The organism is Selenomonas sp. KH1T6 (assembly GCF_900108415.1).
In the GTDB taxonomy this organism is placed as follows: domain Bacteria; phylum Bacillota; class Negativicutes; order Selenomonadales; family Selenomonadaceae; genus Selenomonas_B; species Selenomonas_B ruminantium_A.
In genome coordinates this window covers 79,007-100,084 of the sequence record NZ_FNWN01000009.1, presented here as the reverse complement: position 1 = coordinate 100,084, position 21,078 = coordinate 79,007, and the positions used below count along the sequence as shown (strand labels likewise).

19 protein-coding genes and 1 pseudogene are annotated in these 21,078 nt (G+C 54.9%); 1 reads left to right on the top strand and 19 read right to left on the bottom strand.

Annotated elements, in window-relative coordinates; genetic code table 11:
• Nucleotides 1-8: 8 nt before the first annotated feature.
• The gene (gene ulaG / locus BLW59_RS07825; protein ID WP_074697336.1) at nt 9-1,112 is read right to left on the bottom strand and encodes an L-ascorbate 6-phosphate lactonase; all 1,104 of its coding nucleotides are present in this window, start codon (nt 1,110-1,112) and stop codon (nt 9-11) included.
• A 304-nt stretch (nt 1,113-1,416) separates the two neighbouring features.
• Between ulaG and BLW59_RS07820 the strand changes: the two genes are divergently transcribed.
• The gene (locus BLW59_RS07820; RefSeq protein WP_029541554.1) at nt 1,417-2,208 is read left to right on the top strand and encodes a DeoR/GlpR family DNA-binding transcription regulator; all 792 of its coding nucleotides are present in this window, start codon (nt 1,417-1,419) and stop codon (nt 2,206-2,208) included.
• A gap of 82 nt (nt 2,209-2,290) precedes the next feature.
• Here the strand turns inward: BLW59_RS07820 and BLW59_RS07815 are convergent, their stop codons facing one another.
• The 18 genes and pseudogenes from BLW59_RS07815 to BLW59_RS07725 all read right to left on the bottom strand — a co-directional run bounded on the left by BLW59_RS07815 (nt 2,291) and on the right by BLW59_RS07725 (nt 20,805).
• A complete protein-coding gene (locus tag BLW59_RS07815; RefSeq protein ID WP_074697335.1) occupies nt 2,291-2,740 on the bottom strand; it encodes a low molecular weight protein-tyrosine-phosphatase in 450 nt (149 codons plus the stop codon).
• A gap of 103 nt (nt 2,741-2,843) precedes the next feature.
• Entirely contained in the window at nt 2,844-3,050 is a 207-nt protein-coding gene (locus tag BLW59_RS07810) for a hypothetical protein (protein ID WP_139283597.1), read from the bottom strand.
• Nucleotides 3,051-3,056: 6 nt separating this feature from the next.
• Nucleotides 3,057-4,034, bottom strand: coding sequence for an Rpn family recombination-promoting nuclease/putative transposase (locus BLW59_RS07805; RefSeq protein WP_074697334.1), 978 nt, complete (start codon nt 4,032-4,034; stop codon nt 3,057-3,059).
• 215 nt (nt 4,035-4,249) lie between these two features.
• Nucleotides 4,250-5,017 (bottom strand): response regulator transcription factor, encoded by a 768-nt coding sequence (locus tag BLW59_RS07800; protein ID WP_029541621.1) that lies wholly within the window; start codon nt 5,015-5,017, stop codon nt 4,250-4,252.
• Between the two features lie 13 nt (nt 5,018-5,030).
• Entirely contained in the window at nt 5,031-5,849 is an 819-nt protein-coding gene (locus tag BLW59_RS07795; RefSeq protein WP_074697333.1) for an HAD-IIB family hydrolase, read from the bottom strand.
• Nucleotides 5,842-7,410: a sensor histidine kinase gene (locus BLW59_RS07790; RefSeq protein WP_074697332.1), complete on the bottom strand. Its 1,569-nt coding sequence runs from the start codon at nt 7,408-7,410 to the stop codon at nt 5,842-5,844. Before BLW59_RS07790 ends, BLW59_RS07795 begins: the two co-directional genes overlap by 8 nt.
• A gap of 83 nt (nt 7,411-7,493) precedes the next feature.
• Nucleotides 7,494-8,546, bottom strand: coding sequence for an ABC transporter substrate-binding protein (locus BLW59_RS07785; RefSeq protein WP_029541629.1), 1,053 nt, complete (start codon nt 8,544-8,546; stop codon nt 7,494-7,496).
• Nucleotides 8,547-8,752: 206 nt separating this feature from the next.
• A complete protein-coding gene (locus tag BLW59_RS07780; protein WP_029541632.1) occupies nt 8,753-10,402 on the bottom strand; it encodes an ABC transporter permease in 1,650 nt (549 codons plus the stop codon).
• Nucleotides 10,395-11,519, bottom strand: a complete 1,125-nt coding sequence (locus tag BLW59_RS07775) for an ABC transporter ATP-binding protein (protein ID WP_029541634.1) — start codon at nt 11,517-11,519, stop codon at nt 10,395-10,397. Before BLW59_RS07775 ends, BLW59_RS07780 begins: the two co-directional genes overlap by 8 nt.
• A gap of 122 nt (nt 11,520-11,641) precedes the next feature.
• A complete protein-coding gene (larE, locus tag BLW59_RS07770) occupies nt 11,642-12,460 on the bottom strand; it encodes an ATP-dependent sacrificial sulfur transferase LarE (protein WP_074697350.1) in 819 nt (272 codons plus the stop codon).
• 442 nt (nt 12,461-12,902) lie between these two features.
• Nucleotides 12,903-13,619 (bottom strand): annotated as a pseudogene (locus tag BLW59_RS07765) (amino acid ABC transporter ATP-binding protein); the annotation flags it as partial.
• Between the two features lie 8 nt (nt 13,620-13,627).
• Nucleotides 13,628-15,124, bottom strand: coding sequence for a transporter substrate-binding domain-containing protein (locus BLW59_RS07760; RefSeq protein WP_074697331.1), 1,497 nt, complete (start codon nt 15,122-15,124; stop codon nt 13,628-13,630).
• Nucleotides 15,125-15,163: 39 nt separating this feature from the next.
• Nucleotides 15,164-15,796: a hypothetical protein gene (locus BLW59_RS18120; RefSeq protein ID WP_318258429.1), complete on the bottom strand. Its 633-nt coding sequence runs from the start codon at nt 15,794-15,796 to the stop codon at nt 15,164-15,166.
• 173 nt (nt 15,797-15,969) lie between these two features.
• Nucleotides 15,970-16,275 carry an STAS domain-containing protein gene (locus tag BLW59_RS07745; protein ID WP_074697330.1) on the bottom strand — a complete coding sequence of 102 codons (306 nt, stop codon included), beginning with the start codon at nt 16,273-16,275 and terminating at the stop codon, nt 15,970-15,972.
• A gap of 232 nt (nt 16,276-16,507) precedes the next feature.
• On the bottom strand, nt 16,508-17,824 hold the full coding sequence (locus BLW59_RS07740; protein ID WP_139283596.1) for an ABC transporter substrate-binding protein: 1,317 nt from the start codon (nt 17,822-17,824) through the stop codon (nt 16,508-16,510).
• Nucleotides 17,821-18,501: a response regulator transcription factor gene (locus tag BLW59_RS07735; protein ID WP_074697329.1), complete on the bottom strand. Its 681-nt coding sequence runs from the start codon at nt 18,499-18,501 to the stop codon at nt 17,821-17,823. The genes BLW59_RS07740 and BLW59_RS07735 overlap by 4 nt, the downstream gene beginning before the upstream one ends.
• Nucleotides 18,494-19,840 (bottom strand): sensor histidine kinase, encoded by a 1,347-nt coding sequence (locus BLW59_RS07730; protein WP_318258428.1) that lies wholly within the window; start codon nt 19,838-19,840, stop codon nt 18,494-18,496. The genes BLW59_RS07735 and BLW59_RS07730 overlap by 8 nt, the downstream gene beginning before the upstream one ends.
• Entirely contained in the window at nt 19,837-20,805 is a 969-nt protein-coding gene (locus tag BLW59_RS07725) for a sugar ABC transporter substrate-binding protein (RefSeq protein ID WP_074697328.1), read from the bottom strand. Before BLW59_RS07725 ends, BLW59_RS07730 begins: the two co-directional genes overlap by 4 nt.
• Nucleotides 20,806-21,078: the final 273 nt, after the last annotated feature.

Genomic DNA, 21,078 nt, shown 5'->3' with positions numbered 1-21,078 from the left:
TCGCATAATTACAGGCAGGAACGGAAGGGGATGTTCTGGGGATGCTCGAAGCAATCCTCGAAGCCCCGACGATGATGGAAGTAAATCTTATCCTTATCCTGCGGATAGGTGTAATGTCCGCCCACCTGCCAGAAGAAGGGGTGGAACTTGTACTCGTTGCGATCCTTCTTGAAATCGTAGAGGAGCTTGATCTCCTCGCAGTCAGCCTGGAAGTTGGTCCATACATCCCAGTGAATGGGAACGACGACCTTGCACTGGAGGTTCTCAGCCATGCGGAGCACGTCGATGGAGGTCATCTTGTCCTGCATGCCGATGGGGTTCTCGCCGTAGGAGCCGAAGGCCACATCGATGTCGTAATCCTTGCCATGCTTTGCAAAGTAGATGGAGAAGTGGCTGTCACCGGAGTGGTAGATGTTGCCGCCCGGAGTCTTCAGCAGGTAGTTGACTGCCTTGTCGTCCATGTCGGAGGGGCACTTATCAGTGAGCTCTTCGCGGTCCGGACCAGTGCTGTCGGTGGTGACGATGCAGGTGCGGTCGAAGCTGTCCAGAGCTACGATTTCGATGTCCTTCAGCTTGATGACATCGCCGGGCTTCACAACCTGGCAGCGCTCTTCAGGTACGCCCCACTTGACCCAGGTCTCAACGGACTTCTTGGGGCCGATGAAGGGAACCGGTATCTCTTTGCCGTTCTCATCGGTGGTGGTCATGCCGCTGTTGATGACGTGGGCAGCCCACTCAGCAGACATGTGATCCTGATGATAATGGGTGGCCAGCACTGCATCAACCTGCTTGAAAGCGAAGGGGTCAATGACGAAGGGCACGTTGCGGAGATTCGGCTGCATGGAGCGGCATCCGCACATGTTGGCCATCTGATGGCCGACCTTCATCTTGCCATCGCCGTGGGTGCGCTTGCCATTGCCGCACCAGAGGTCAACGGTCACATTTGCACCGCCCGGGGTCTTGAACCAGATGCCGGTGCATCCCAGCCACCACATACCCACATTGCCTTCGGGGATGACGGCGTTCTCGATGTCTTCCACCAGCCAGGTGCCCCACTCGGGGAAGGTGCTCTTGATCCAGCTGTCTCTGGTCATCTCGCTGATCTTGCTCATTGTTTTGCCTCCTAATCCTAAACTGTTCAAACTGCTCATAAACAGCTTCACAAACAAATCGTATACAGGGTAATTTTTCGCTTGTTTTTGTTTACATGCTTATCATACGCTTATTTTATGCTCAAGTCAATACCCAATTTGATAAAAATACATAAAAAAATCATCCGACAATTTTTATTGCATATTTTATGCTCGTTTATATTGATATTTTCCATATAAAGGGTTATAATGTGGGTAAGGTCCCAAAGGAATGGGCAGAAGCAACATATAAAAGCAAAAAGCGTGGCGAAAGGAGCCATTATATATGAAGAACAGCAAGAGTGTAGTCTTCAAGCGCCAGCAGGCCTTGCTCAGACTATTAAAAGAAAGAAAGACCATCGACGTGGATACTGCCTCCCAAAAGCTGGGGGTCTCCCCCACTACCATCCGCAGGGACCTGGATATGTTCGAGCAGCAGCATTTAGTAGAAAGATTCCACGGCGGCGCCAAGTTATTGGAAGGAACCCTCCACGAAGAAGACACCACTTCCAAGGACAGGGCCTTTGTGGACAGGGAACAGAAGGAAACCATCGCCCGCTATGCAGCAGGCCTTATCAATGATGGGGATACGATCTTCATGAACTCCAGTTCCACGGCGCTTTTGATGCTTGACTACATTAAAGACAAGCATGTCATCATAGTCACCAACAATACCGGCGTCATCGGCTACCCCCATGCTCCTGGGGTGAGCATCATCCTCACAGGCGGTGAAATCTACCAGCGGCGCAAGACCCTCATTGGCGAATTCGCCCTGCAGACCCTCACCAAGATCAATGCAGACAAGGTCTTCCTGGGTGTGGGCGGCATCAGCGTAGAGGGAGGCCTCACCACCTCCGTGCTGCCTGAGACGGCCATCAACGACATGATGATGCGCCGCTGCCAGGGGCCCTGCTATGTGCTGGCCCCCACTGGCAAGATAGGCCAGGAGCATAACTTCCTCTCCGGCCCCATCAGCAACATCAGCACCCTCATCACCTGCGAAGGTGCCGATCAGGAAGAATTGCAGAAAATGCGCAACCAGGGCCTGGAGGTCATAGAGCTGGGACCGGAAGCGTAAAGTCACAAGCGAAAACGTGCATAAAGCAAATAAAACAGAGCAGCTTTCCCACTTGAGAGAAAGCTGCTCTGTTTTATTTGCTTTATTTTATTTTCTCCAGCATGGCCTGGCATCCCAGCAGCACATCCTGATAGGTAGTCTCAAACTCCCCGGTATACCAGGGGTCAGCCACCTCCCGGTCAAGTCCTGCCCAGGAAAGCAGGGAGCTGCACTTGCCCGCAGGGTCCTTGCCCGTCAGCCGCATCAGGTCACGCCTATTCTCCTCGTCCATATAGACGATATAGTCCCAAGCCTCGTAATCCGCCCGGGTAATCTGCCGTGCCTGCCGGGGCGTGAAGGGCACCCCATGCTCCTTCAGCGCCCGTTTGGTACCGGGATAAGTATCATTCCCCAGCTCATCCGTGCGGCAAGCCTTGGAATCCACCTCTATCTCCTGCTCCAGACCTGCTTTCCTGACCAGATCCTTCATGACAAATTCGGCCATGGTTGACCTGCAAATATTGCCATGGCAGACAAATAAGATTTTCTTCATACTTTGAAAACTCCTTAGTCCCTAAATATATAGGGCCTCACAGCCGTCAACAGTCACCCCAAACCAGCCTTAGGTTCGGGGCACCACTTTCCTTTAGAATAATTCACCAGTTGTTATCCACAAAGGACGCAGCCTCTTCCAGAGGCATATTATACCGCTTAGACAGCTCTTGAACCGCTACGTCTTTACTGAAGTTGAGTTCTCTTAGCATGGCTATGATATTGAGCCTTCCCTCGTTGATGGCTATATTTCGACCTTCGTTACGGGCATCGGTGAGCATATCTTCTATTGCCTTGCACATTTTGCTCATTACCAATCACCAATTCTGATTTACAAAAGACATAGCATCATCCTGAGACAAAGTATATCTCTTTGCCAGTTGCTGTACGGCCGCCTCCTTGCCAAGATTATAGTCTCTTGCCATAGCTATGACATTGAGCATTCCCTCATTGGTAGCCTCCTTACGCCCCTTGTCCATTCCTTCATTTAGGGCATCAGTAAGCATATCATCTATCGCCTTGCACATGTCAATCCTCTCCTCTCCCACCGGAAGGTTGAAATTCAGACCAGCACAGACGCTTATGGTCTGGGCTGCCAGCCGATCCAGTGATTTATAAGCCTTGTTGCTGTTTACCAAGTTGGCCAGCTCTGCCTTGCTGACGGAGTGCTTGATGAACTTCAGCACATCCTTCAAATCTGACTTGAAAATATCCAACTGCTGATCTGTCATCATAGCCGGAGCAACCAAATTCACCTTATAATCATTGGCGTACCTCAGCACGCTCTCGCCTATCCCCTCAGGATACATCTCCCGCAGGGTAGTTGGCGCATCCCATGCCTCCGCGCCCCAGTATACCACTATGGTTATGACTGGCAGGATTTTATCTTCACGGTGGAAGCCGCTCAGATACTCAGCATCATCACTGCCATGGTTATTCGCCTTTCTATGGGAACTTGCCGTAGCCACCACCTGCTCAGTCAATGTCATTGCATCGTACAGCATATTCCGGACTGGCATTGCCAGATGGATTTTGGACTGGTTTTCCACGCCCAGTATGCAGTAAGCCACCCTGCCATCTGTTTTCAAGGCCAGCTTCAGCACATCCCTGGCCTTCTGCTCCGGCAAGGCTGCCCCAGCAGAACCATAGGGCAGGACAATGCTCGCGGTATCCATATCCCTAAGGTCTCCCGGCTGAATACGCTGCTCCCCGCCATAGCAGAAACCATTGAACAGGTCAGCAAAGCGCTCAGGCTGCTTCATGTACTCTTTAGTTACAGAATCCTTGTCGCCCAATTATCGGCACCTCGTTTCTTACCTACGATTATAGCACAATTGTTCAGTTTGCCATAGCCAAGGCTCTTCCCATTCAAATGTTGTAAAAAAGTTGTAAATTCATGACCGCACTGCTCAAGGAGCCTGTAATATCAAGGGTTGGAAAGTTCAAGTTCGTATGCTGCCGTGACAAACAAAAAGCACTTTTTTCATTGCCAATCTCCTTTGCCTAAATCTCATTCCAGCTTCAATCCCCCGGTAATCTCCTGCATGAAGGCCTTGGGGGTGGTATGCAGGTATTTCTTGAATACCTGGGAGAAATTCTTGTAGTCACCAAAGCCTGTTTCCTCGGCTATCTCGTAGACCTTCCAGGTGCCCGCCTGCAGCATCTCAATGGCTTTCTGCAGGCGGTACTGGGCCAGCAGGCTGCCGAAGGTCTGGCCTGTTTCCTCCTTCAGCTTGCGGGAAAGGTAGCTGGCAGAAACGCCCAGTTCATCAGCCAGCGCCTCGCTGCTCAGACGCTTCTGATACCCCCCCTCAATCCGTTTGAGGACGGACTGGACGTAAGGATTGCCCGTGTGGTAGGCAGCCCGCAGGCCCTCATCCCAGGAGAGCTCCTCCTGCTGTGGAGCTGCGGGCTGTTTTTCAATTTTCTGCAGGGCCTTGGCCAGGTCCTCTTCATTGACAGGCTTCAGCAGGTAGTCACTGACTTCCAGCCTCAAAGCCTGCTGGGCATAGGAAAAGTCGGCATAGCTGGTGAGGTAGATGATTTTAGCCTTATTGCCCTCAGCCTTCAGAGCTTCCGTCAGGGCAATGCCGTCCATGACGGGCATCTTGATATCCGTCAGCACCACATCAGGCTGTTTCTCCCGGATAAGGGCCAGGGCCTCCTTCCCGTTGCCTGCATCTCCCACCACCCTGGCCCCCAGTTTCAGCCAGTCAATGGTGCAGACCAGGCCCCGGCGGATGATTTCTTCGTCTTCTACTATTACCAAGTCAAGCATGACTTTCTTCCCCTCACAATTTTTCCACCAGCCATGCAATAAGATGGTCTTCCACGGCTGGCCCTTTCAGTTTGGCAGCTTTTCCTATCTCTGCGTGAGCATTCTCCGGTGCCACGGAAATGTCCGCCGCTTCCAGCATTTCCTTGTCGTTGAGGTAGTCACCGCAGGCGATGATCTCAATGCCGGGGAGCATTTCCCTCACATGGGAGAGCATAGAGCCTTTGGATACCTCCCTGGCCACGAACTCGTAGTAATTGTCCTCGGAATAGAAGCCGTTGGCCAGCTGTGCCACCCCCATTTCCTCTGCCAGCTTCACATACTCCTCCAGATGCTCATGCTTGTCGCAGGCAAAGAATTTCAGCCAGGGGGTTTTCTTCGTATCCACCAGAGTTTCCAGCTCTGTGTGGTCATAGCGGTAGTATTCGAAGGGCAGTCGGGGGTCATCGTTGGCCTCCGGGGTCACCACATGGCAGTTGTCCGCCGTGTAGACCTCCAGGCAGGCCTCGGGAAAGCGCTTGAGACATTCCCTGGCAAAGGCAGGCCAGCGATTCTCCTCATCTCCTGCAGTCAGGGGCAGGGTCTTCAGCACTTTCTGCCCCTGCCAGTCGTAGAGCATGGCCCCGTTGAAGAACACTCCGGGGGCATTGATGGGCAGGCCCTCCACATAGCCCGCAGCCGCCTCAGGGGTGCGGCCCGTGGCAATGGCGAAAAGGCCGCCCTCGCTGACGAAATGCCTGATGGCCTCTCGGTTCTCCACGGAAATCTTCCCTCCGCGGGGAATCAGGGTTCCGTCCAAGTCAGAAATGATAAGTTTGCCTGTGAATTTACCCATCTTCTTCTACCTCATCCTTCTTTTTCAAAACTCCCGGCAATCTCAGGGAAATCTCCGTGCCGCCCTCCGGGGGGCAGGCAATCTGCAGCCCGTATTCTTCCCCATACAGCAGCTGCACCCTGCGCTGCACATTGAACAAACCTCTGTGGTCAGTCTCATTGGACTGGGACTGCAGCAGTTCCAGGAGCTCCTGCAGCTTCCCTGCCTCCATGCCCCTGCCCTTGTCCTTGACCAGGATCATCAACTGATTGTCTGTGACGCTGACCTTGAAGGAAATCGCCAGCTTCCCTTCCTCGTCCTCTCCATACTTGATGGCGTTTTCCAGCAAAGGCTGGAACAGCAGCTTGGGAATGGCAAAATCCATGGCTCTGGGGTCAATATAGCGTTGGAACTCCAGACGGCTGCCGAAGCGGTATTGCTGGATTTTCATATAGCTTTCCAGATATTTCAGGTCTTCCCGGAACTCAGCCTGCCGCCCCCCGCTGCCGATGCTGTAGCGGAGCAGCGACGACAGAGCCATAATCATCTCCACCGCCGCCGCAGGATCCAGACGCACCATGAACTTGATGTTTTCCAAAGTGTTGAACAGGAAATGGGGATTGAACTGGGATTCCAGCTCCTTGAGTTCTGCAATGGCCGTAAGGTTGTCCACCGCCTGGGCCGTCAGGCGGCTCTCCCGGGCAATGCTCCTGAGCAGCAGGGGTATCATCAGCAGCACCGCCAAGAGAAGCGCCCCTGCACCGATGGCGTAACGCACAAAGAGGTCAGACACGTTGGAAATAACATAGACCCTGTACCTGCCCCCGGCAAAATTCACGGGCTTGCTGGTTTCGTAGTAGATGTTTTTCTCCAAAAACACCAGCCCGTTTTCCTGGTCCAGGAATTCCCCTCTCAGCTTGCGGAAATCCGTCAGCTGCTCATTGCCGCGCAAAAGGCGGGCGTTATCCAGCTCGTCCACCAGAAAGATATCCGCCTTGCCGTCCCCTGCCAGCTGGCTGAGATAAGCTTCAGGCAGGACATAGAAGAGGTAGCCTGCCACCTGTCCGCCATGCTCCACCGCCTGACCGCAGACCAAATCGCAGGGGCTGCCCTCCGCTTCCTGCAGGAACTCCTGCCTTGGCAGCCCCGGCTCCTTTTCAAGCCTGGAGGCAATGCCCCACCCCTGCCCCACATGGAGCAGATAGTCCGGCAGGTAATCCCGGCTGCCCAGCACCAGCTGGCCCTGCCTGTCCAGCAGGTAGAAGTCAATCTTCCTGTGCCCCGTATCCCTATAGAGCTGCCCATAGGCCTCCGCCCGCTTCGCTGGGACTTTGCCCCAACTAGAAAAGTCCTTCTCCTGCCCAAAGAACTCCGCTTCCTCTGCCGAATACCAGAGAAATTCCTGGCTGACATCCGTCAGCACAGCCGCCGCCAACTCCCGGGAAGTATCACTGACCCGCACCACAGAATACTGCCAGCTGATAAGCATCAACGCCGACCCCAGCACAGTCATAACCAGCACAGGCACCAAAGCATACCAGGCCAGCGCCCTATGAAAGCGTGATTCAAAATAACGGTGCATGAACGGAGCTCCCTTCCTAAATCTCTATCCCTAGTATAACAGAAAAACGGGGGCCAAATGACCCCCGCCCTGCAAAAACTTGCTTACTGCACGCTGGTGAAGATATCCTTGAACTTATCCAGCCATGCCTTCTTGTTCTTGTTCACTACTTCCTCATCATCAGTGATGGACTTGATCTCAGCCTTCGGCAGGAGCCCTACGGGTGCATCCACATCATCGCGGACGCTGCGGCGATGGAGCTTCTGGGTGATGAGGGTCTGAGCCTCTTTGCTGGTGATGAAGTCGATGAACTTCTTGGCATTTTCCATGTGCTTGGCATTCTTGATGATGTAGATGCCGTCCGGCTTGGAGATGACGCCTTCCTTCATGTAGACCAGCTTCACGGGAGCGCCGTCAGCCACGTACTTGGCGCCGCCTTCCTCGAAGGTCAGGCCCACGGCATACTCGCCGTCAGCCACACCTTTGTAAACAGCGGAGGAACCGGAGAGGAGCTTGCCATCCAGGTTCTTGGCCAGCTTCTCCACATAATCCCAGCCGTTGTCCGGGTTGCCATTGCCCATGGCGTAGAGCATATTGATGATGTGCTCATAGGAGGAGGAGGACTTGGAGGGATCTGCAAAGGCAATCTTGCCCTTGAGAGCAGGATTCAGCAGGTCCTCATAACCTTCCACCTTCACATCACCGATGAGGTTGGTGTTCACCATGATGACGCTGGGGATATCCGTGAAACGGGTGATGGAGCCTTCCACGTTCTTGAAGTCCGGCTGCACATGGTCTTCGTTGACGGAACGATATTCCTCAAAGAGGGCTGCCTTAGGCTTCATGGTGGAGAGGGAACCGCCCCAGAAGATATCTGCCAGGGGGTTGGCCTTCTCGGATTCCACGCGCTTCAAGAGCTCGCCGGTACCGGCTGCCACTACTTCCACCTTCACACCGCTCTGCTTCTCAAACTCTTCCACGAGGGGATTGATGAAGGCCAGGGGGTGCGGGCAGTAGATAACTACTTTGTTCTCCCCGCTGTCAGCGGTGGCAGAGGTAGAGGACGCTGCCTTGTCCCCGCCGCCGCCACAGCCTGCAAAGCAGGTGGTGAGCATGGCGGCGCCCAACAGGCTTGCCAGGATCTTTTTCAGCTTCATGATGAAACCTCCTTAGAAAAAACAGCTGTTTGGACAACTTCCAAGAAATCCCATACCTCATCTGCTTGTCTAAATTCGACAATACTACGTCATCGTCGGTCGACATAGCGCCGCTATGCCTCCCTCCTCTTCCTTGTCTTGACGAATTTATCCTACGCATCTGTGGCATGTTCTTTCTTTACAGTTGCCCCCTAATGAGTTGCAACTCACAACGTCACATCACGGCGGCCGGAGACTTTGAAGAAAATCACCATGGCCAGGATGGTTGTTGCCGTAAGGATGGTAGAAAGGGCTGCCGCCGTGCCGTAGCTGGCCCGGATGACCTCCGTGTAGATGGCTACGGACATGGTCTTGGTGGCCCCTGTAAAGAGGATTACCGAGGAACTCAGCTCATTGATGGCAGTAATCCAGGAAATGATGGCCCCGCTCATGACCCCGGGCAGCATCATGACTGCCGTGATCTTAAAGAAGGTCTTCACAGGAGATGCCCCCAGGCTTATGGATGCCTCTTCAAGGCTGGGGCTCAGCTGATAAAGGATAGCGGAGCTGGAGCGCAGGGTGTAGGGCAGGCGGCGTATCACCAGGGAAATGATGATGATGATGGCCGTGCCGGACAGCAGCATGGGCTCCTCATTGAAAGCCAAAAGCAAAGTGATACCCAGGACAGAGCCGGGGATGATATAGGGGAACATGGTCAGGGTGTCAATGACATCCGTGAGCCAGCTCTTCTTGCGGGTAGTGAGATAAGCCACCGTCATGCCCAGGAAGACAATCATCAGCATAGCCGCCGTACTGTAAGCGTAGGTGTTGCTGACAGCCGTGCCCAGAGACTCAAAGATGGTGCGGTAGCTGTCCAGAGAGTAGCCCTCCACGAAAATGGAGCCGTTGGTCTTCAGGAACGAAGTGTAGATGACCACCAGCTGGGGAATCATAGACAACGCCACTAAGAGGTAAATAGCCACATGCATAATGACGTTCTTGATGCCCGTCATCTCCCCCACAGGCAGAGGCCTCAGGGAGCTCATGGTAAAGGACTTCTTGTTCACCACATACTTCTGCAGCATGAAGATGGTAGAAGTGATCAGCACCATGATGGCAGCCATGGCCGCCGCGAAGTTGGCCTGGTCACCCACCTCGTTGATGAACTCGGAGTAAATCATGACCGGCATGACGTTGAAGCCCTCGCCTATGAGCATGGGGGTACCGAAGTCTGCCATGGCGTTCATGAAAACCATCAGCGAACCTGCCAGGATAGTCGGGGTAATGAGTGGCAGCATGATGGTGACCACCTTCTTGATGCCGCTGCAACCCAGGCTTTCCGCCGCCTCGATAAGGGCCGAGTCGATGTTCTTCATGGCCCCAGCCACATAGAGGTAGATGAAAGGATAGAGCTTCAGAGTCAGCACCAGCAAGATTCCCGCAAAGCCGTAAATGGAGGGGAAGTCGATGCCGATACTGGCCAGCCACTGGGTCAGGATGCCGCTGCGGCCGCCAATCAAAATCCAGGAATAAGCTCCGATGAAGGGCGGTGACAGCAGGGAAATGATGATGCAGATTTCCACGATGCTCTTGCCCTTCACCTTGAACAAGGTCATGAAATAGGCCAGAGCCGTACCGATGATTACCGCCAGGAGCGTCACGCAGGTGGTGACACTGAAGCTGTTGATCATGGACTGGTAGTAATACTTCCGCTCAAAGAAAAGGCCGAAGTTGGACATGGTGAATTCCCCGGTCATAGCGTCCTGGAAGGCGCTGGCAAACAGGGAAAACAGGGGATACATGAGGAACAGGCCGAAAACCACGATGGACAGCAGGGTAATCCATGCCCAGAAGTCCCACTGGAATTTCTTATTCATGCTCCACCACACCTTCCATCAGGCTCTTGGTACCGTCAGCTCTGAAGACATTGATCTTGGCAGCATTGGGCTTCAGATAGACTATATCTCCCTTCTCCAATACCTTTTCCGCATGGCCCAGGTCCTGACTGAACTCGATGGCAGGCTGGTCAGGCACGAGCATATCCTCAGGGAACTCCAGTCCGTAGGTGATGTACTTGCCCAAGAAGACTTTGGTCTTGATGGTGCATTTCACGCCCTCACCCTCGCCGCAGATGGCAAATTCTTCGGGGCGCACGGCGATGGTCACATCGTCCCCCACCTTGGCTTCCTGGGAAAGGTTCGTCATGGGCAGCACAAAGCCGTCGGCAAAGACCACAGCCTTGCCGCCCCCCTGCTCCTCGATGCGTCCCTTGAACAGGTTGGAGTGGCCGATGAAGGTAGCCACGAACACATTATAAGGTCTGGTGTAGATGGTATGAGGGGAGGCAGTCTGCTGGATCACGCCCTTCTTCATAACGGCGATGCGATCCGAGATAGCCAAAGCCTCCTCCTGATCGTGAGTGACGTAAACGGTGGTGATGCCCACCTGCTTCTGAACTTCACGTATAGCCGAGCGCATTTCCACACGCAACTTGGCATCCAGATTGGAAAGGGGCTCATCCATCAGCAGCACGCTGGGATGGATGACGATGGCGCGGGCCAGAGCCACACGCTGCTGCTGTCCGCCAGAGAGCCTTTCCGGCAGCCTGTCCTGGTACTCGGTGATCTGCACCACATCCAGGATCTTGTCCACCTTTTCCTTCATCTCATCCTTGGGGATGCCCCGCAGTTTCAGGCCGTACTCCACATTCTGACGCACGGTGAGATGAGGGAAGATGGCGTAGCTCTGGAACACCATGCCGATATTGCGCTTGTGGGCAGGGATATCATTGATGACCTGCTCATTGAAGCGAATCTGCCCGCCCTCGATGGTATTGAACCCCGCAATCATGCGCAACAGGGTGGTCTTGCCGCAGCCCGAAGGTCCCAGCAAAGTAAAGAATTCCCCGTTTTTGATCCCCTCTGTAAGCTGGGGGATGATGGTCAGGTCCCCGTACCGCTTCACCACTTTGTCTGCCGTAATGGCAACACTCATTGACCTCTCCTCCATTCCGAATGCCTATTGTTTCTTAGGTTATATATATTTTACAGCCCTCAAAAATAACAAACAATCCAGAATAAAGGATAAATGTCAGCAAAAATGAACTAGCCTCCCTTTTACGGGAGGCTAATATTCTGGCTGCCCATGCGGTAGCCTGTCATATCCAAAGTCACATAGGCAAAGCCCAATTCCTTCAGCCTGCCAGCAATCCCTGCTCTCTGCTCTGCCACCAGGCCAAAGGCTTCCTCTGCCACCTCTATCCGTGCCAGATCCCCGTGGTCCCTCACTCTCAGCTGCCCTTTGACCCCCAGCTCTCTGAGGAAGGTTTCTGCCATATCAATGCGTTGCAGCCGCTCCGGCGTCAGCTCAAGGCCATAGGCCACCCGGGAGGCCAGGCAGGCGACGCTGGGCTTGTCCCAGACAGCCAGCCCCCACTCCTTCGCCAACTTGCGAATATCCTCCTTATTGAAGCCGCACTCAGCCAGAGGGGAGCGAATGCCCAGCTCCTGCAACGCCCGGGCCCCGGGCCGGTAGTCGCTCCTGTCCGACACATTGGAGCCGTCCGCCACCACGGCAAAGCCTGCCTGCTTCGCCCAAGAGAGCATCTTCTCCATGCGGTGCCGCTTGCAGAAATAGCACCTCTCCCTGTCATTGCGCCTGATTTCCTGCAGGGCAAGGTCATCTGCTTCCAATATGACATGACGGATGCCAACAGCCTCAGCCCCAGCCCGGGCATCCCTGCGCTCCTCCTCTGACAGCAGCTCAGACGCCGCCGTCACCGCCACAGCCCTGTCCCCCAGGGCCATATAAGCCGCCCTGGCCAAAGTCATGCTGTCCACGCCCCCGGACAGGGCCACGGCTGCGCTGCCGTAGCTTTCCAGCAGCGATATGAGCTTTTTCTTCTTTTCTTCCATGCCAACCTCAAGCCTTTTCATCAAGTTATCCGCTTCCAGTACCAGCCCTTCAAAACCGCTCACATACGCCTGGCATATCCATCCTTCACCTTTTCCTGACCGCCAATAACAAGCGGTTGCCCAAGGGCTCCCCTTCCCTGAACTCATACTCCACAATATCTGCCATGCTGCGGATAAGTCCCAGTGACAGAACGTTATCGCTGAACCTGATATCGAAGGGCTTTCCATTGTAGTCAATCCTGACCATTACCTGCTCTTCAGCTTCTGAGTATTCTGCCACCCATCTGATGTCAGGCATCAAAATACGCTTAAGCAAAATCTGCACGCATATTTCTTCGAACAGCAGCAGCATGGAGTAGTTCATGCCCAAAGGAATGTCATTCTTCCGGCAGAAGAAGGCAATGCTCTCATTGCAGCCGTAAAAATCGAAGTCCTGGGAGTCGACGTGGATTTCCAGCACCTTCATCCGCCCTACGAACTGGCGGGTGCGCTCTTTTTGTGGATTGCCGAAGATTTCCTCCGGGGTGCCCTCCTCGTAGATGCCCCCTTCATCCAGATAGAGGATGCGGCTGGACACTCTCTGAGCCAGTTCCATGCTGTGGGTCACCATCATCATGGTGACGCCGGAGGAAGCTACCTTGCGGATAACGGCCTCCACCTCCCCTGTCATGGTGGGGTCCAGCGCCGAAGTGGGCTCATCCAGCAGCAAGAGCTCAGGCTCCATAGCCAGAGCCCGGACGATGGCCACCCGCTGCTGCTGGCCGCCGGAAAGTTCATCAGGGTAATTGAAGGCCTTGCTCCCCAGGGCCACACTTGCCAGCAGTTCTTTCGCCTTGTCATAGGCCTCCTGCCTGGACATTTTCTTCAAATCAAGGGGAGCTGCCATGATATTCTCCACCACTGTCAGGTGGGGAAAGAGATTGAAAGACTGGAAGATCATGCCGATTCTCTGGCGCACCCGGCTCATATCGCAGCCAGGCGAAGTGATATCCTCCCCCTGCAGATAGATTTTCCCGGCGGTAACTTCTTCCAGCCGGTTGATCATGCGCAGCAAGGTGGACTTGCCTGTGCCAGAGGGGCCTATGATAGAGATGACCTCCCCAGGGCTTACCGTCAGATTCACATCCTTCAGGGGAGTTACATTGCTATAGGCTTTTTGCAAATGCTCGATTCTCAGCAGGCTCTCACTCATGGTGTCACCCCCCGCAGGATTTCTTCTTTGGTGCGGGCCTTGGGATTGAGTTTCCCCAGGATTATGCCCGTGACTTTCTGCAGCAGCCACACAAAGGCCAGATACAGGACAGTGATGACAATCAGCGGCGCAAAGGCATCAAAGGTCTGGGCCCTGACGATATCCGCCATCTTGGTGAGATCCTGCACCGCAATATATCCCACAATGGCGGTGGATTTCAAAAGCCCCACGATTTCCGCCTGATAAGTGGGAAAAGCATGGCGCACCGCCTGAGGGATAATGAATTTCACAAAGGTCTGCCGCTCCGAAAAGCCCAGAGCCAGAGCCCCCTCTGTCTGCCCCCTGGGAATATTGGCTGCAGCATTTTTCAGCATTTCAAAAACGGAGAAGCCAAAGAGCAGGGAGAAGGCCGCGATAGCCACAATAGTGCCGCTCACATCCCAGCCGCCAAAGACGATGTAGTAGAAAATCATCAGCAAAACCACCGTGGGCATCCCCGCAAAGAGACCGGAGAGGAAATCCAGCCCCTTGTTCAGCCATGGCTTCTTCTCCCGATAGGCGAAGCACTCCCCAAAGCCCAGCACCGTGCCTATGAGGACAGAGGCAAAGGTAATGACTACAGTGGTGACCAGGCCGTTGGCAAAAAGCTTCCACCTGCTCTCCCGCAGGAAGGTGTCGTGGAGCTTCTTCTTGAGACCGGCCAGGAACCCCGACCCCGCGCCTCCGTCGGAGCGGACTGCCAGCACGCAGTCGGCCTCACAGGTCTTGTCCGAGAAGTGGAAGTGTTCCTCCCGCTCAGGCCGGCATTCCACGGCGCTGATCCCCAGGTCAAACTGCCCCGTGCTCACCCCTGCCATGCCCGTCTCAAAGGCTGCCACGGTGACCTTGCAGTCATAGCCGTACTTCGCGCAGAAGTGCATGCACAGCTCCATCTCGTAGCCTGAGATCTTATTGTCCTGCATATATAGCATGGGAGGAAAAATCGGGTTCATCACGATATTCAGACTGCCATTCTCCCCGGTCAGAGGAATATCCTCCAACGCCCGGCCTTCCCCCTCCCCGGCCAGCCACTTGTTCTGCCAGGCGTAGAGATTGCCGTTTTCCCGGCTTTCCTGCAGGAAAGCATTGAACTCACGGCAGAGCTTACCGCCCTTTTCCGAGTTGGGAAATACAAAGCCGAAGCCGGTCCTGCCCAGGGAATCCCCCAAAATTTCCACGTCATTTTGCCCGGAAGCCATCAACTCGTCCACAAAAATGCGGTTCATGGCAAAGGCCTCTATCTTTTTCTGCCTGAGGTTCTGGGCCATATCTGCCACAGTTTCAAAATAAACTATCTCAGCCTCCGGTAACCTCGCCCGGGCATATTCCTCCGCCATGGACCCCGGCCAGGTGCCAATGCGCCCATGAGACACCTCATCCTCCGTGGTCAGAGGAGCAGCCAGGCAGACACCGGCCCAAAAGACTAAGCAAACGGCAAGCAGGATCTTTTTCATGGACATCACCTCGGTCTGGTATGAATATGGCAGGAAATATCAGTTCTCCGCCCCCGGCTTGTTCACAGGAAAATCCTTGCGGATAATCATCTCTATATTGTCATCCTGCACAGAGACCCTCACATCATCGGCAATATTGGCCACCAGGGATTTTTCCAGTTCATCCAGCAGTTCAGCTGCATCGTCACCCTCATACTGCCCCTGCTCCAGGCAACGGCGGTATTGTTGCAGAGACCACATCTGTATTTCCTCATAGCTCATGCAGCCTGCCATGTGATAGTCCCCCACTGGTACCTTCCTGCCACTGCCCAGGAAAAACATGCAGCCTTCTATGAAATCCTTTACCTTGCCCATAACCCCCACAGAAGCTTCATTGCGCTGGGCTGTAGAGGTATCGATGAGTTCCTGCCTTTTCCCATAATCCATATCAGCCACAGCCAGCAGGTGCATCTCACAGCTGCAGTCTTCCGTGCTTTCCACCCAGAATTCAGCCTCAAAATCCTCCACAATGGCCCTGACCATGCTCATGGTCTCCTCAGCCAGCAGCCGCCCACGCAGGGTGCTGCGCTCGTCAAAGCCCATGGCCTGGCTGAAAGCATCCACTTCGTCCAGGGCTTTCACCATCCCGATGCCCTTGCTGCTCACCTTTATCTTATTTGTCTTGATGTTCATGTCTCAACCACTCCTATTTTCTAGCAAGAATCATTTCGGAACGCCGCCCAAAGTCATAGCAGCTATGATGAATAAACCCTTTCCTCCACCTTGCCCTCCAGCCGCGCCAGCATGAATGAGGAGGAAATATTTCCCGCCGCATTGATAGCATTGACAACACTCTCTTTCAGCCATCAGCCTTGGGGCTGAATATCCATCAATTTCGTAAAGCCCGTGATGCTGAAAATCTCCATCAGATTATCGTTTACCCCCATAATAATCATAGGTCCCTGCTCCTTCATGCTGCTTTCAGCTGCTATCAGCACCCTGAGCCCTGCGCTGGAAATATAGTCCACCCCGCTCAAATCAAAGACCAGCCTGGTCAGGCCGGAAATGCTATCCATCACTTCCTGGCTCAGCTGCGTAGATGTACCGGCATCAATGCGTCCCGTTATTTTCAAGGTCAGCTCCGTGCCGTTTGCCTCTTTGACGATTTCCATGATGATTGTCCCCCTTATATATCTGTTATCTACGCCAACCAACTACTGCATCCTAGATTCTATATATCCATTGAAAATCCTGCACAGATAGGTCTTCGCCCCTGGTGAGAACCCACATCATCTCCGAGTAAGCATACCTCGTGACATAATTCAGATAGGCATCTTCTCTCCTTGCCAGCAATCCTTGGCAACAACCTCCCCATGCCTAAGTTTCAGTAAACGGGCATGCTTTTTACCTTTGCAGATAGGCGTTGACTTCCTTCTGGAGCTTGCGCAGCCCCATGGACAGGGGGCGTTTCCCTGCATAGATTTCCTGGATGGCATTCTCCGCTATGATGATGGCAGCCCAATGGTCGCGGAACTTGGGATGGCTGATGGCTTCATCCATGACCCGGCTGATGGCTTCCAAATCTACGGACTCAGAACCTGCGCTGCCCCAGCCCCACTTAGCCCTGGCTGCACTCAGCACCACTTCCCGGCGCACGGGAAGCCCCTGGGACTTTTCCAGCACGGCCTGCTGCACCTCCGGGTCCATGGAAATCTTCTTCATGAGCTGCCAGGCCAACCCTGGCTCTGCCGTGCGTTCACTCATGGCAATGAGCAGGGTGCTCACAGGAGAGACATTCTTGCCAGAGGGCCCTGCCGGCAGGCGCACGCAGTCCCACTCAGAATCAGAGAACTTCTTGATGCGCCAGGGGTAGGGCTTGTAAGTCTTGTACTCAGCGAAGGTGAAGGGGCGGAAAGCCACCTTGCCCAAATCCACCTCACGGCTGGTGACCTCATGCCCCTGCTGCAGCTTTTTCAGGCTCATGACAAATTGGACACACTGCTCGATATTGGGAGAGGCAAAGAAACAGGCCCTGCGCGAGGGGTCGAAAAGGCCGCCCCCATTGGTGGTCACTGCCAGCTGCCAGTCATAATCATACATACCGAACTGGTCAAGATCCCCATCCCCGTTAGTGTCCTTGGTGACTCTGGCGCAGATATCGTAAAAGTCCTGCCAGGTCCAGTCATCAGAGGGCATCTCGATACCCTCCCGTTCCAGCAGGGTCTTGTTCACGAACATCAGGGTGGGAGCGCACTCCACCGGCAGGGCATAGAGACTGCCGTCCTTCCTGCCGTACTCCAGCACCGCAGGATAAAATCCCTCCTCGTCGAAGCCCTTGTCCCGGGCTATGGTATCGGAAAGATTCCTGATGGCCCCCATGGAGGCATAGGCCTCGAAATCATCATCGGGCATCAGGAACACATCCGGCTCTGTCCCGGCCAGGATCTGCTCTGCCAGCCACTCCTCATAATCCTCCGGCTTGATGCCGCTGACGTAGGTCACATCCACATCCGGATGCTCTGCCTCAAAGCTCTTGATGGCCGTGTCCATGACAGCGTAGCCGTCGCTGCTGGGCACATCCCAGGCGCTGCCTACGAAGGTCCCCACCCGCAGGTGAGTGCGGGCATGGGCCGCCTGCCAGCTCCAAAGGCCAAAAGCCGCCAACAGGATTATGACCAGCAGATGCCCTCCAAAGGAGAGTTTGCGTTTCATCCCCATCATCTTTCCACCGCTTCAGCGGCCAGCCCCGTCTGTACGGCCCAGATAGCCAGCTGGGTGCGGTCACGGAGCCCCAGCTTTGAGAGTACAGAAGAAAGTCCGTTGCGCACAGTGCCCTCGGAGAGCTTCAGCTTGTCAGCGATTTCCTTATTAGAGAGTCCGTGGCCCACCAGCAGGGCAATATTCCTCTCCGTGCGGGTGAGGAGCTCCACTCCCCCCAAAGTTTCCACCGTGGAGGAAGAACTGCTGCCTTTCTGGGCCATCTGGCTGAAAAGCTTCACCACTTTGGTGACCACCTCGGGATTGATCATGGCGCCCCCGGAAGCCACCGTGCGAATGGCATTGGACAGCTCCGACACGGACACACCTTTCAGCATATAGCCGCTGGCCCCGTACTTCAGGGCATTGTAAACATACTCATCATCATCAAAGGTGGTGAGAATAATGATGTACACTTCAGGATACTTTTTCTTGATGATGCGGGTGGCCTGCACCCCGTCCACCTCAGGCATGCGCACATCCATTAGAATGACATCCGGCCTGTCCTGCTCCAGCATGTCCAGGCACTCCTGGCCGTCCGAAGCCAGGGCTGACACCTTCATATCACCGTTCTGCTCCAAAACTATCTTCAAGCTGTCCCGGATAAGCTCCTGGTCGTCAGCTATCATAACCTTAATCATGTCTTTCCTCCTTAGCCCCCTGGCCTACTGGTATCACAGCCTCCAGCTTGAAGCCCTTATCCGACTGGCAGGACAGGCTGCCGTGCAGGAGATCAAGCCGTTCCTGCATGTGCCGCAGGCCAAAGCCCGGCACTGCCTCCTTGCAGCCCTGTCCGTTATCCACAATGGCAATAGTGAGCCTGCCTTCCTCCATTTGGAAAGTGACAGAAGCCTTAGTGGCATGGCCGTGACGATTGGCATTGGTAAGACCTTCCTGCACAATGCGGTAGATGACCTCCTCCACATCCTGCCGCATGGCCTCGGGCCAGCCCTCGATGGAGAGCTTCACTTCCATGGAGGTGGTATCAGCATATTCCTTCACCATGTGGGTCAGTGCCTCCCTGAGAGGCAGCCGCTCCAGATCGTCCGGGCGCAGTTTCTTCACGGAGCGCCGCACATCCTTGAGGCCGTGCTTGGCCACATCCCTGAGCTTTTCCATCTGCTCCTTGGCCTTCTGGGGAGCCACATCCACCAGCACCATGCAGGCATCCATGCCCGCCGCCAGCCCTGTAAGGGTATGGCCCAGAGTATCGTGGATCTCACGGGCCAGACGGTTGCGCTCACGGGTCTCTGCCGTACGCTCCGCCTCGGCAGCGTAGAGCCTGAGCTTCTCATTGGCAGACTCCAGCTGCTCATTGAGGGACTGGATGCGCTCCTTTTCCTGATGCTTATTCTGTATCAGCATCACCAGATAGAGGGCAAAGAGCACCACATTCACCGAAGACAGGCCGCTCTTGAGGGCGGAAAGCACGCCGCGCACAGAACTGTTATAATAGGCGGCATAAGCATCAAAAGGCTCCACGCCTCTCAAAAAGCCCAGCATATTGTAGTCAGCCAGGAAGAACAGCAAAAGCATGGCTCCCACCAGCAGCCCCCCCGTATTCTTGCCGTCATAGCGGTGCATGAGGTCAGCCACCACCAGCAGCACCAGCCCGTCATAGGCCAGGCTCAGGGTGCGCATGACCACCAGGCAGGCAATGGTCTCTGCCAGCAGGGCCAGATACCTGCCGCTCTGGGTGATATCCTGCCTGTGGTAGATCCTGCCGCAGACAAAAAGCACCCCGAAGGACAGCCAGGAAAGGGCCACCACCTCATCAGCAGGCAACGGCAGCACCGGCAAAGCCTGCAAGAAGGAACGGGCGGTCATGGCCTCGATGATCTTATGCTGGGTCACATAGTAAAAGCCGGAAAAGAGCACTACCACCATGCCGTTGTAAAGCCACAACAGCTGGTGCAGCCGCCCTGCCAGGCTCTTGGTCTTGAAAAGGCTGCGCCAGAGGAAAAAATCTATCTCCATCATTCCCATCCTTCCCCATTGGACGCCTTCACATTCTCACGGGTAATCAGCACCGTAGGCAGCTTCACCAAGGGTTCCGGCTGCCCGCCGCCAAGCACCTTGTAAGCCTGCTCCACCGCCATGCGCCCCAGTCCCCGGGGGTCCTGGCCTGCCGTGGCCTGCATGTGGCCCTGGGCGATGAGGTCCCGGGTCTCCGTCACCCCGTCCACCCCGTAGACAGCCACCCCTTCCAAGCGTCCCGCCTGCCTGAGGGCGGCCATAGCTCCCATGGCCGCCGGGTCATTGAGGGCCATGACGATATCTATTTCCGGGTGGCGCCCAATCATCTTTTCCATAGCAGGCATGGCAGTTTCCAGCTGGCCCTGGCACTCTGCCTGGTCCACCACCTGAAAAGCCGGATAATGGGCGAGGGTGTCCAAAAAGCCCTGTATGCGCTCCTGGGCCGAGCGGGCCTGAACATGGGTCAGCAGCGCCACCTTGCCCCCCTGGCGGGTACCCACCAGATGCTGGGCGCACTGCTGCCCTGCCAGATAATTGTCGGACACCACCGTAGAGGCCACCAGAGACTCGTCCTCCACATTGGTGTCAATGACAATCACCTGCACCCCTGCCCGCCGCGCCTTTTCTATGGCAGGCACGCACTTCTGCCAGTCCACCGGGTTGATGAAGATGAGCTTCACCCCATCTTCGATAAGCTCCTCTATCTCCTCATTCTGCCGCTCCACGGACAGGGCCGGGTCCCGGGAGATGAGCACATCTCCCCGGTTCTCCACCGCTGTGCGGATTTCTTCGTCCACCACTTCATAAAAGGGATTGTTGAGGGTCATGTAGACGGCACCCAGTTTCCGCCGTCCTTCTGTCTGGCGGGCAGAAAGATCCTGCCCCGCCAGGCGCATGAAGCCCAGGACTACCAGCGCCAAAGCCATCAGGACCATCAGGGCCCAGAAAGCATGCTCCCGTCTTTCCAAAAAGATACCTCCAGAAAAATTACGTTATGTTTAATCTTTTCTATTATATGCTTTTAATAGTTGGATAGCTAGCCCCCTAATAATAGTTACGGCTGTTCATTTTCTTTGGCGCAAAGAAAACGAACCAAAAGGTAAACATGCCGGTGGCATGTTTACGCGGACTGAAATCACATCGTGTGATTTCCGCGTCCGCGGGGCCCATCCATGGGCCCTGGGGTTCGAGGGGTTCGGGGGATGGGGGTTCGGGAGTTCGTTTTTTTGGGGGTTCGGGAG

Bases quoted from the DNA above. Each gene is read 5' to 3' on its own strand.
- ulaG (WP_074697336.1), bottom strand. From the start codon at position 1,112: ATGAGCAAGATCAGCGAGATGACCAGAGACAGCTGGATCAAGAGCACC.
- BLW59_RS07820 (WP_029541554.1), top strand. From the start codon at position 1,417: ATGAAGAACAGCAAGAGTGTAGTCTTCAAGCGCCAGCAGGCCTTGCTC.
- BLW59_RS07815 (WP_074697335.1), bottom strand. From the start codon at position 2,740: ATGAAGAAAATCTTATTTGTCTGCCATGGCAATATTTGCAGGTCAACC.
- BLW59_RS07810 (WP_139283597.1), bottom strand. From the start codon at position 3,050: ATGAGCAAAATGTGCAAGGCAATAGAAGATATGCTCACCGATGCCCGT.
- BLW59_RS07800 (WP_029541621.1), bottom strand. From the start codon at position 5,017: ATGCTTGACTTGGTAATAGTAGAAGACGAAGAAATCATCCGCCGGGGC.
- BLW59_RS07795 (WP_074697333.1), bottom strand. From the start codon at position 5,849: ATGGGTAAATTCACAGGCAAACTTATCATTTCTGACTTGGACGGAACC.
- BLW59_RS07790 (WP_074697332.1), bottom strand. From the start codon at position 7,410: ATGCACCGTTATTTTGAATCACGCTTTCATAGGGCGCTGGCCTGGTAT.
- BLW59_RS07785 (WP_029541629.1), bottom strand. From the start codon at position 8,546: ATGAAGCTGAAAAAGATCCTGGCAAGCCTGTTGGGCGCCGCCATGCTC.
- BLW59_RS07780 (WP_029541632.1), bottom strand. From the start codon at position 10,402: ATGAATAAGAAATTCCAGTGGGACTTCTGGGCATGGATTACCCTGCTG.
- BLW59_RS07775 (WP_029541634.1), bottom strand. From the start codon at position 11,519: ATGAGTGTTGCCATTACGGCAGACAAAGTGGTGAAGCGGTACGGGGAC.
- larE (WP_074697350.1), bottom strand. From the start codon at position 12,460: ATGAAAAGGCTTGAGGTTGGCATGGAAGAAAAGAAGAAAAAGCTCATA.
- BLW59_RS07760 (WP_074697331.1), bottom strand. From the start codon at position 15,124: ATGAAAAAGATCCTGCTTGCCGTTTGCTTAGTCTTTTGGGCCGGTGTC.
- BLW59_RS18120 (WP_318258429.1), bottom strand. From the start codon at position 15,796: ATGAACATCAAGACAAATAAGATAAAGGTGAGCAGCAAGGGCATCGGG.
- BLW59_RS07745 (WP_074697330.1), bottom strand. From the start codon at position 16,275: ATGGAAATCGTCAAAGAGGCAAACGGCACGGAGCTGACCTTGAAAATA.
- BLW59_RS07740 (WP_139283596.1), bottom strand. From the start codon at position 17,824: ATGATGGGGATGAAACGCAAACTCTCCTTTGGAGGGCATCTGCTGGTC.
- BLW59_RS07735 (WP_074697329.1), bottom strand. From the start codon at position 18,501: ATGATTAAGGTTATGATAGCTGACGACCAGGAGCTTATCCGGGACAGC.
- BLW59_RS07730 (WP_318258428.1), bottom strand. From the start codon at position 19,840: ATGATGGAGATAGATTTTTTCCTCTGGCGCAGCCTTTTCAAGACCAAG.